Origin of the sequence: Dokdonella sp. (genome assembly GCF_051958935.1) — a bacterium.
In the GTDB taxonomy this organism is placed as follows: Bacteria; Pseudomonadota; Gammaproteobacteria; order Xanthomonadales; family Rhodanobacteraceae; genus Dokdonella_A.
Genome location: NZ_JBQCFP010000054.1, coordinates 1 through 9,723, shown reverse-complemented (window position 1 = coordinate 9,723; position 9,723 = coordinate 1). Strand labels below are relative to the sequence as shown.

The following is a 9,723-nucleotide window of genomic DNA, read 5'->3' as shown; positions in this document are numbered from 1 at the left end:
GTGCGCGCCGCACTTCTTGCCGATCAGGAGCGAATCACACTGCGTGTGGTTGCGCGCGCCATCGGCGCCCTTCTCCACCTTGACCAGGCCGCGATAGGTGTTCTGCCCGCGTCCGGCGCTGATGCCCTTGGAGACGATCTTCGACTTCGTGTTGCGGCCGATGTGGATCATCTTGGTGCCGGTGTCGGCCTGCTGGCGATGGTGCGTGAGCGCGACCGAATTGAACTCGCCGACCGAATCGTCGCCGCGCAGCACGCAGCTCGGATACTTCCAGGTGATCGCCGAACCGGTCTCGACCTGGGTCCAGGAGATCTTCGAGCGCGCGCCGCGGCAGTCGCCGCGCTTGGTCACGAAGTTGTAGATGCCGCCGACGCCGTTCTCGTCGCCGGGGTACCAGTTCTGCACGGTCGAGTATTTGATCGAGGCGTCGTCGAGCGCGACGAGTTCGACCACCGCGGCATGCAGCTGGTTCTCGTCGCGCATCGGCGCGGTGCAGCCTTCGAGGTAGGACACGCTCGCGCCTTCCTCGGCGATGAGCAGGGTGCGCTCGAACTGGCCGGTGTCGCGCGCATTGATGCGGAAATAAGTCGACAGTTCCATCGGGCAACGCACGCCCTTGGGCACGAACACGAACGAACCGTCGGAGAACACCGCCGAGTTGAGCGCCGCGAAGTAGTTGTCGCCGGTCGGCACGACGCTGCCGAGGTACTTGCGCACGAGGTCGGGGTGTTCGCGCACCGCTTCGGACATCGAGCAGAAGATCACGCCCGCGGCAGCGAGTTCCTTGCGGAACGTCGTGCCGACCGAGACCGAGTCGAACACCGCGTCCACCGCGACGCCGGCGAGGCGCGCGCGCTCGTGCAGCGGCACGCCGAGCTTGTCGTAGGTTTCGAGCAGCTTCGGGTCGACTTCGTCGAGCGATTTGGGCCGGTTCTTCGGCTGGGAGAAATAGCTGATCGCCTGGAAATCGATCGGGTCGATCTCGAGCCTGGCCCAGTGCGGCGGCGTCATCGTGAGCCAGTGGCGGAACGCCGCGACGCGCCATTCGGTCATCCATTCCGGCTCGTTCTTGCGCGCGGAGATCGCGCGCACGACATCCTCGTCGAGCCCGGGCGGCAGGCTTTCGCTCTCGATGTCGGTGACGAAGCCGGCCTCGTAGCGGCGATTGAGCACCACCTCGACCGCCGCGTTTGCGTTCGGTTCGCGCGATCGTTCGATTTCGATTTCGGTCTGGGTCTGGGTCGCCATCGGGCTGCCTGCTGGATTCGAAACGCGAAGGTCCGGCGCTCGCGCGTCACGCGCTCGCGACGCGCAGCGGGATCGCGCCGGCGCGGCGCGGTGGCGGCTTGAGCATGTCGGCGAGCGTCACGCTTTCGAGCGCCGCCGCGATCGCGTGGTTGATGCGCTGCCAGTTCACGCGTACGCCACAATGCGATTCGTGGCCGCACACGCCCGCGTGGGCGCTGCACTCGGTCATGCCGATCGGTCCTTCCATCGCGGTGACGATGTCGGCGATCGTGATGCGCTCGGGCGCATGCGCGAGGCGATAGCCGCCATTGATCCCGCGCGAAGAGGCGACGAGGCCGGCCTGGGCCAGCTGCTTGAGCAGCTTGCTCACGGTCGGCAGTTCCAGGCGCGCGCGTTCGGCGAGCACCTGTGCGCTGAGCACGCCGTCGCCGGCGCCCGCGAGGCAGGTCATGACGACGGTCGCGTAGTCGGTGAGTTTGCTGACGCGGAGCATGGCGGCAACGGCTTCAATGGGTACCGGATCACGGTACGGTACGGTCTAATCAGTACCGAAATAGTACTGTTTAACGCTGGCAGGGTCAAACCGCCGGGGCTACCGGCGCATCTCCCGATCGCGCCAGCCGTCGTTCCGGGGCGGCGAACGTCAGGTCCCGCCGTCGCGACGCCAGTCGTCCTCGAGCTGCAGCAGTTGCGCCGGCGTGCCGATGTTGCGCCAGTAGCCGTCGTGGCGCTCACCGGCGAGGAGGCCCGCGCGCATCGCGCGCTGGTACATCGGCAGCAGCTTGAAGCGCGTCGCCGTCTCGCCCGCGACGAGCGCGGGGCGATAGACGCCGATGTTGCCGAAGGTGAGGCGCTCGCCGATGCCCTCGTCGTTGAGCCGTCCATGGTCGAGGCAGAAATCCCCGCGCGGATGGAAGTCGGGGTTCGGCACCATCACGAGGTGGGCGAGCCCGTCCGGTTGGCGCGGCAGGCGCGCGTAGTCGTAGTCGCTGACGATGTCGGCGCTGACGCCGATGAACGGCTCGTCGCCGAGCAGTGCGAGTGCGTGCCTGATGCCGCCGCCGGTTTCCAGCGGCGCCAGCCCTTCGTAGCTGTAGCGGATGCGCAGGCCCCAGCGCGTGCCGTCGCCGAGCACGGCGGGGAACTGCTCGGCCAGGTGCGAGGTGTTGACGACGACCTCGCGCACGCCCGCGGCTGCGAGTTTCTCGAGATGACGTTCGATGAGCGTGCGACCGCCCGCGCGCAGCAGTGGCTTGGGGGTCGCATCGGTGAGCGGGCGCATGCGTTCGCCGCGCCCCGCGGCGAAGACCATCGCGCGGCGGATCGTCATGCGCCAGGCTCGCGCGCGCGGGTGATGTCGCGCTCGCCGAGCACGCGCTCGAGCAGCGCGACGAAATCGGCGAGTTCGGGATAGCCGTGCGCGACCTGTGTCACGTAGCGCCAGACCAGCGGCAGGTCGCCGAGGTACTGTGCCTTGCCGTCGCGATACCACAGCCGGCAGAACAGGCCCAGCACCTTGACGTGGCGCTGCAGGCCGGCAAGGTCGAACCAGCGGCGGAACCGCGCGCCGTCGACCTCGACGCCGATCAGGTGTGCATGGCGCAGGCGCTCGCGATACGCAGCGACCCAGCCGCCGATGCGCTCCTGCGGCCACTCGATGTAGCAGTCGCGCAGCAGCGAGGCGAGGTCGTAGGTGATCGGCCCGGCGACGGCACCCTGGAAATCGACGATGCCAGGGCTCGGGATCCCGGGGAACGCTCCCGCGACGGCGGCACTCGCGGATGGCCCATTCGCGCCCTGTTGCGCAACTTCGCACACCAGCAGGTTGCGGCTGTGGTAGTCGCGATGCATGAAGGCGCGCGGCTGCTCCAGTGCCGCGTGCGCGAGGAACGTGAATGCGGCCTCGATGACGTCCCACTCCTCGCACGTGGGCACGTAACCGAGATGGCGCCCGAGGAACCACTCGGGCAGCAACTCCATTTCGGTGACGAGGCGGCCACGGTCGAATGCAGGCAGGCCGTTCGTGTGCACGCGCGTCTGCATGCGCAGCAGTGCGTCGAATGCGTCGCCGTAGAGACGGTCGGCGCTGTGCTCGTCGAGTTCCGGCAGGTAGGTGCGCGTGCCGAGATCTTCCATGAGCACGAAACCCTGTTCGCGATCGACGGCGAGCACCTCCGGCGCATGCAGGCCGGCCGCGCGCAGGCGCGCACCGATGTCGAGCCAGGCGTCGAGTTCAGCCGCGTCATGCGGTGCGTCCATGAGGATGCGCGTGGATGCATCGGGCGAACTCACGCGCCAGTAGCTGCGCATGCTCGCATCCGCGGACGCAGTTTCGATCGTGGCAGCGGCGGCAAGCACGCCCTCGGCGAAGCGTCGGCGGTCGTCGGCACGGGAGTCGCGGATCACGGTGGGGCCTGCGCGTGGAAAAGGCGCTGCAAGTCTAGCAAGCGCACGCGAGGCATCGACGCGGTCGGCTTCCTGCCGCCGCATTCCTCGGTGATCGCGCTTGCGCGCGTCCCCGCACCATGAAGTCGAGGCGCACCGTGGGCATGATGGGGTGGAGCACGGGCTCAGTCGAACAACGAGCGCAGGAACGGCACCGTGACGCGCCGCTTCGCCGCGAGCGAAGCGCGGTCGATGCGGTCGAGTGCATCGATGAGGGTGCCGAGATCGCGTTTGCTGCGCGCGAACAGCCAGTCGAGCGCGGCGTCGTCGAGTTCGATGCCGCGAGCGAGCGCTCGCTCGCGCAGCAACGCGCGGCGCTCGCCCTCGTCGAGGGGTCTCAGCACGAGCTGGGTGCAGGCGGACAGGCGCGAGACGAGGTCGGGCAGACCGACGCCGAGCTGCGCGGGGGGCGCCGACGCGGCGAACAGCAGCAGCGACGCTTCGGCGCGGCAGCGGTTGTAGAGATCGAACAGCGCATGCTCGGCCTCGCGCTCGCCCGCGATCGCGTCGAGATCGTCAAGCGCGAGCAGGTCGCTGCCGCCGAAGCCTCTGATGGCTTCGGCTCGCCGCGCATGGAGGCTCGCGAGCGACAGGTACTGCGCGGCGCGGCCAGCCGCACTGGCCGCCGCGCATGCGGCGACGAGCAGGTGGGTGCGGCCGCTGCCCGGCGCGCCATGCAGGTACAGCCACGCGGGATCCTCGAAGCGCGACGCGCGGCGCAGCGCTTCGAGCGCGGCGCCGTTGGCGCCCGCGACGAAACCTTCGAAGCGCTGGTGCGCCGGCCAGCGCAGCGCGAGCGGCAACTGCGGACTCATGTCAGGAAAAGGGGACGGAGGTATTTTCCCGGGGTGCGGGGTCCGAGGGATTCGATGTATCGGAAAATACCTCCGTCCCCTTTTCCGCCACCACGATGATGCCCGGCGCCGAGCCCGTCGTGTAGAGCTCGCTCGAGGTATAACGCGCGTAGGCGTAACGCAGCACGACCATCACGACCGACGCCGCCGGCAGGGCGAGCAGCACGCCGAGGAAACCGAACAGCTCGCCACCCGCGAGCACGGCGAAGATCACCGCGACCGGGTGCAGGCCGATCTTGTCGCCGACGAGCTTGGGCACGAGCACGTAGCCTTCGAGCGTCTGGCCGACCGCGAACACGCCGAGCACGAGCAGGACGTGCGCCCAGTCCTGGTACTGCACGAGCGCCGCGACCACGCCCATGATCACGCCCGTGATCGCGCCGAGGTACGGCACGAAGCTGATCAGGCCGGCGATCATGCCGATCAGCGGGCCGATGCTAACGCCGACGATCCACAGGCCGATGCCGTAGAACGCACCGAGCACGAGCATGACGCTGAGCTGCCCGCGCAGGAATGCACCGAGCACGTCGTCGGACTCGCGCGCGAGGCGTGCGACCACCGGTTCGATCGAACGCGGTATCAACGCGTGGATGCGCTCGACCAGCACGTCCCAGTCGCGCAACAGGTAGAAGGCGACCACCGGCACCATCACGAGGTTGAGCACCCAGCCGACCACGGCCATGCCCGATTTCGACACCTTCGCGAGCACGCCTGCGGCGATGCCGCCCGCTTCCTTCCAGTGCGCCTGCAGCGCGGCGAGGATGCGCTGCGTATCGAGCACGTCCGGCGAGATCCCGAACTGCGTTTCCAGCCACGGCGTCGCGCGTGTCTGGAACCAGTCGAGCCAGACCGGCAGCTGGCCGAGGAACGCGCCGATCTGCCGTTCGGTGAACGGCACGAGCAGCAGCAGGATCACGATCACGACGAGCGCGACGACGAGGAACACGAGGCTCACGGCCAGGCCGCGGCTCATCCAGCGTTCCAGCCGGTCGACGATCGGATCGGCGAGATAGGCGAACAGCGCCGCCGCGACGAACGGCATCAGCACCGGCGCGAGCAGCCAGACGACGAAGCCGACCGAAACGAGCAGGATCAGCCACTGCCAGCGCAGATGCAGTCCCTCGCGGGCGTTCTCGTTCATGTCGATCGGCCTCGGCGGAGGGCGCGGCGCGCGCGCGCGCCCCATACGATGATGTAGTGCAAGCCGCTCGCGAGCGTGAATGCCGCGGTGAGCGCGATCGTCGCGCTGCGCAGCAGCGGCGGCGTCGCGATCCAGTGCGACAGGCGCAGCAGCTCGACCAGCACGAAGGCGAGCTGGATCGCCGTGGTCGCCTTCGACAGGCGGCTTGGCGCCGCATCGAAGCGGCCGACGAGGTTGTGGTATGCGATCGCGCCCGAGACGATCGCGATGTCGCGGCCGACCACGAGCGCGGTGAGCCACATCGGCAGTTCGCCGGACAGCGCGAGCCAGACGAAGGCGGCCGTCAGCAGCAGCTTGTCGGCGATTGGGTCGAGCATGCCGCCGATCCAGCTCTGCCAGCCGTAGCGCTTGGCGAGCCAGCCGTCGAGGGCATCACTCACCGCGGCGATCGCGGCGACGAACAGCGCGCCGTCGTAGCGCCCGGCATGGATGAGCCAGCACAGCGGCACCACCAGCAGCATGCGCAGCGCGGTGACGAGGTTGGGCAGGTGACGCAGCACGGCTGCGGCGTCAGTGGCCGAGCACGAGCGCCGCGTCCGCGCCGTCGACGTGGCTGGTGCCTTCGGCGAGCGTCCGCTCCATCGCGACCGCGCCGAGGAAGTGCGCGACATCGGTCGACAGCGACAGGTGCACGAGGATGCCGTCCGATGTCGCTTGCGTCGGCTGCAGCGCCTTCACGAAATTGTTGTGGCCGAGATAGCCGATCACGCGTGCATAGTCGTCCGCATCGCGGATGCCGCCGATCCACACGGTCGCCTCGGTCGGCGTCTCCGGCGCGACCGGGACCGCGGCGAGCGCGCCGAGCCCGAATTTCTGCAGCATCTGGTCGACCGCACCCGCGTCGAACTGAGCCACCAGCGTCATCGGCGCGTCGCCGGCCGAGTTGCGTCGATAGGAATACTGCAGCACGTAGCGCTCGGCTTTCTCGATCGCCTTGGCAAGCTCGGGCCGCGCGATCACCCCGCTGTCGCCGGTCTGCTCGATGACGACATTGGCCAGCGCGGTCTGCAGTGCGCCGGTGCGCTCCTCGTCCGACTGCGAATTGACCGGCGCGGTGCCGGTGTAGCTCGAAGGGCCGGCGATCGCCATCGCCGGCAGCAGCGCCAGCAGCATCGCCAGCACGGTTCCCCTCACGGGGCCGGGCACGCGCGGAACAGGGAGTCGCACGGGGTCGTCCATAGCCATCGGTGGGCACAAGTCTGCCCAAAGCCCGCGGGCGCGTCCATGCGGGCCGGCCGTGCGCAGGGAAAAGGGGACGGAGGTATTTTCCGGAGATGCCGGGTCCTCCCGGCTGGATGCACCCGGGGAATAGCTCCGTCCCCTTTACCCCGATTCGGAAGCACTTTCGCGGCACCCTGCTAGAATGCGCGCCCCGCCCGATCCCGCCGTCATGTCCGTCGAACTCGAATCCCTGAGCTACCGCGCCGCCGGCGTCGACATCGATGCCGGCAACGAGGTCGTCGAGCGTATCAAGCCGCTCGTCCGCCGCACGTTCCGTCCCGAAGTCATGGCCGGCCTCGGCGGATTCGGCGCCCTGTTCGAACTCGGCGGCCGCTACCGCGAACCCGTGCTCGTCTCCGGCACCGACGGTGTCGGCACCAAGCTCAAGCTCGCGCAAATGCTCGGCCGCCACGACACGATCGGCATCGACCTCGTCGGCATGTGCGTCAACGACGTACTCGTGCAGGGCGCCGAGCCGCTGTTCTTCCTCGACTACTTCGCGACCGGCAAGCTCGACGTCGACACCACGGTCAGCGTCGTCGGCGGCATCGCAAAGGGTTGTGAACTCGCCGGTTGCGCGCTCGTCGGCGGCGAGACGGCCGAGATGCCCGACATGTATCCGCCCGGCGAATACGATCTCGCCGGCTTCACGGTCGGCGTGGTCGAGAAGTCGGCGCTCGTCGACGGTTCGCAGATCAAGGCCGGTGACGCGATCATCGGCATCGCCTCGAGCGGCGCGCATTCGAACGGCTATTCGCTGATCCGCCGGATCGTCGCGCGCGCCGGCATCACGCCGGACAATGGCGGCTTCGACCTCGACCTCGGCGGCGTGCGCCTCGCCGACGCGCTGCTCGCGCCGACCACGATCTACGTCAAGCCGATCCTCGCGCTGCTCAAGCAGCAGAAGCTGCATGGCATGGCGCACATCACCGGCGGCGGCCTCAAGGAAAACATCATCCGCGTCGTGCCGGACGGCCTCGGCATCGCGCTCGACAGCGCGACCTGGAAATTCCCGCCGCTGTTCGACTGGCTGCAGCGCGAGGGCAACGTCGCGCGCGAGGAGATGCTGCGCACGTTCAACTGCGGCATCGGCTACACGCTGATCGTGCAGCGCGACCAGGTCGGCATGACGCTCGATGCGCTCGAGGCGCTCGGGCTCGCCGCGTGGACGATCGGTACGGTCGAGGCGCAGCGGGGGGATGAGAGGGTGAGGATCGGTTGAGGGCCGAGGGCTGGCGAGCATCGCGCTTCCGGCGCTCCCGCAAAAAAGCAGCGCGGCCGCCTTGCCTGCTCTGCGTGGAAACAACCCGGCACACGCCCCGATGACGCTCGCCTCCCGACCTCGACCCCTGCGCATCGCCGTGCTCGCCTCCGGGCGCGGCTCGAACCTGCAGGCGCTGATCGATGCGCAGCGTGCGGGCGCCCTGCCGATCGAACTCGTGCTCGTCGCGAGCGACAAGGTGGATGCGCATGCGCTGCGGCGAGCGAAAGCGGCGGGCATTGCGACGCTCGCGCTCTCGCCCAGGTCCGCGCCGACGCGCGCCGCCTACGATGCGGAACTGTTCGCGCGCATCGCTGCCGCGGATCCGCAGCTGATCGTGCTCGCGGGCTTCATGCGCATCATCGACCCGGCCGTGCTCGTGCCGTGGGCGGGGCGCATCGTCAACATCCACCCGTCGCTGTTGCCGAAGTATCCCGGCCTGCACACGCACCGCCGTGCGATCGAGGCCGGCGATGCACTGCACGGCGCGACCGTGCATTACGTGACCGCCGAACTCGACGGCGGCCCGCCGATCGCGTACGCCGAGATACCCGTGCACGCGGGCGACACGCCCGAGGTGCTCGCCGAGCGCCTGCTCGCCGAAGAACACCGCCTCCTCATCGCCGTCGTCGCGCTGATCGCCGCCGACCGCATCGCCCTCGGCGGCACGCAGGTCCGCCTCGACGGCACCGCCCTGCCCGCCCCGCTCCGCCTGGGTACGGACTCCGATCTCGTGGTACCCGGAAACCGGAAAGCCTGAAGCACGAAGCACACGGAGCACACGAAGCATGCAGCCGCGGGAAGATCTTTTCCTGAAAAGTTCTTCCTCTGCGTGCCCTGTGTGCTTCGTGTTTCAAGCTTGGATCTTTTGCATGCTTCGTTCAGCCACTAGCACCGATACTGCGGCGTCCTGTCGCCGCGAAGACCCTCATGAAGATTCCGTTCATCGCCGCCCTCCTGTTCGCCTTCGCCGTGCCTTCGTACGCCGCTGAAGCGATCAAGCCGTTCCGTGCCGAGTACGCAACCTTGCGCAATGGCGACGAGGTCGGCCGCACCACGCTCGAGCTCGCCGACAACGGCGATGGCAGGTGGACGTTGCGCAGCGAGACGCGCGGTACCTCCGCGCTCGCCAAGCTGGCGGGCATCCATATCGTCGAAACCTCGCGTTTCCGCTGGAAGGACGGGCGGCCCGAGGCTCTCGCGTACGACTACAAGCAGGAAGGCAAGTTCAAGCAGCGCACTCGGCATGCGGCGTTCGACTGGCAGGCGGGTAGGGTCGCGGTGAGCGAAGGTGGCCAGGACTTCCACTACGCGACCGTGCCGGGGCTGATCGATCGCCAGTCGGTCACGCTCGCACTCGCGAGCGACCTCGTGCACGGCGCCAACGCGTTCGAATATCCGGTCGCGGTGAAGGATCGCGTGGAAACGATGCGCTACGTGCGCGGTGCGGTCGAGACGCGCAGGGTTCCGGCCGGTGAGTACAAGGCGCAGCT

General features: G+C 68.5%; 11 protein-coding genes. 3 read left to right on the top strand and 8 right to left on the bottom strand.

Annotated elements, in window-relative coordinates; genetic code table 11:
• The 8 genes from sufB to ACTHK2_RS04750 form a co-directional block, all read right to left on the bottom strand.
• Positions 1–1,248 (bottom strand): Fe-S cluster assembly protein SufB (sufB, locus tag ACTHK2_RS04785; protein ID WP_440244554.1); only part of this gene is annotated, 1,248 nt, incomplete at its 3' end.
• Positions 1,249–1,294: 46 nt separating this feature from the next.
• Positions 1,295–1,741: an SUF system Fe-S cluster assembly regulator gene (locus tag ACTHK2_RS04780; protein ID WP_440244553.1), complete on the bottom strand. Its 447-nt coding sequence runs from the start codon at positions 1,739–1,741 to the stop codon at positions 1,295–1,297.
• A gap of 150 nt (positions 1,742–1,891) precedes the next feature.
• The gene (murU, locus tag ACTHK2_RS04775) at positions 1,892–2,572 is read right to left on the bottom strand and encodes an N-acetylmuramate alpha-1-phosphate uridylyltransferase MurU (protein WP_440244557.1); all 681 of its coding nucleotides are present in this window, start codon (positions 2,570–2,572) and stop codon (positions 1,892–1,894) included.
• 2 nt (positions 2,573–2,574) lie between these two features.
• Positions 2,575–3,606: an aminoglycoside phosphotransferase family protein gene (locus tag ACTHK2_RS04770; RefSeq protein WP_440244556.1), complete on the bottom strand. Its 1,032-nt coding sequence runs from the start codon at positions 3,604–3,606 to the stop codon at positions 2,575–2,577.
• 212 nt (positions 3,607–3,818) lie between these two features.
• Positions 3,819–4,508, bottom strand: coding sequence for a DnaA regulatory inactivator Hda (gene hda, locus ACTHK2_RS04765; RefSeq protein ID WP_440244552.1), 690 nt, complete (start codon positions 4,506–4,508; stop codon positions 3,819–3,821).
• 1 nt (position 4,509) lies between these two features.
• On the bottom strand, positions 4,510–5,688 hold the full coding sequence (locus ACTHK2_RS04760) for an AI-2E family transporter (protein ID WP_440244551.1): 1,179 nt from the start codon (positions 5,686–5,688) through the stop codon (positions 4,510–4,512).
• Positions 5,685–6,248, bottom strand: coding sequence for a CDP-alcohol phosphatidyltransferase family protein (locus ACTHK2_RS04755; RefSeq protein WP_440244550.1), 564 nt, complete (start codon positions 6,246–6,248; stop codon positions 5,685–5,687). Before ACTHK2_RS04755 ends, ACTHK2_RS04760 begins: the two co-directional genes overlap by 4 nt.
• A gap of 10 nt (positions 6,249–6,258) precedes the next feature.
• Positions 6,259–6,915, bottom strand: coding sequence for a DUF2066 domain-containing protein (locus ACTHK2_RS04750; RefSeq protein ID WP_440244549.1), 657 nt, complete (start codon positions 6,913–6,915; stop codon positions 6,259–6,261).
• 244 nt (positions 6,916–7,159) lie between these two features.
• On the opposite strand from ACTHK2_RS04750, the gene purM reads away from it, so the two are divergent.
• From purM to ACTHK2_RS04735, 3 genes are all read left to right on the top strand, one after another.
• Positions 7,160–8,191: a phosphoribosylformylglycinamidine cyclo-ligase gene (gene purM / locus ACTHK2_RS04745; RefSeq protein WP_440244555.1), complete on the top strand. Its 1,032-nt coding sequence runs from the start codon at positions 7,160–7,162 to the stop codon at positions 8,189–8,191.
• Between the two features lie 100 nt (positions 8,192–8,291).
• Positions 8,292–8,990: a phosphoribosylglycinamide formyltransferase gene (purN, locus tag ACTHK2_RS04740; RefSeq protein ID WP_440244548.1), complete on the top strand. Its 699-nt coding sequence runs from the start codon at positions 8,292–8,294 to the stop codon at positions 8,988–8,990.
• A gap of 170 nt (positions 8,991–9,160) precedes the next feature.
• Positions 9,161–9,723 (top strand): DUF3108 domain-containing protein (locus ACTHK2_RS04735; RefSeq protein ID WP_440244547.1); only part of this gene is annotated, 563 nt, incomplete at its 3' end.

Excerpts from the sequence above, each read along its gene's own strand:
- hda (WP_440244552.1), bottom strand. The coding sequence starts at position 4,508 with ATGAGTCCGCAGTTGCCGCTCGCGCTGCGCTGGCCGGCGCACCAGCGC.
- purN (WP_440244548.1), top strand. The coding sequence starts at position 8,292 with ATGACGCTCGCCTCCCGACCTCGACCCCTGCGCATCGCCGTGCTCGCC.
- ACTHK2_RS04760 (WP_440244551.1), bottom strand. The coding sequence starts at position 5,688 with ATGAACGAGAACGCCCGCGAGGGACTGCATCTGCGCTGGCAGTGGCTG.
- ACTHK2_RS04780 (WP_440244553.1), bottom strand. The coding sequence starts at position 1,741 with ATGCTCCGCGTCAGCAAACTCACCGACTACGCGACCGTCGTCATGACC.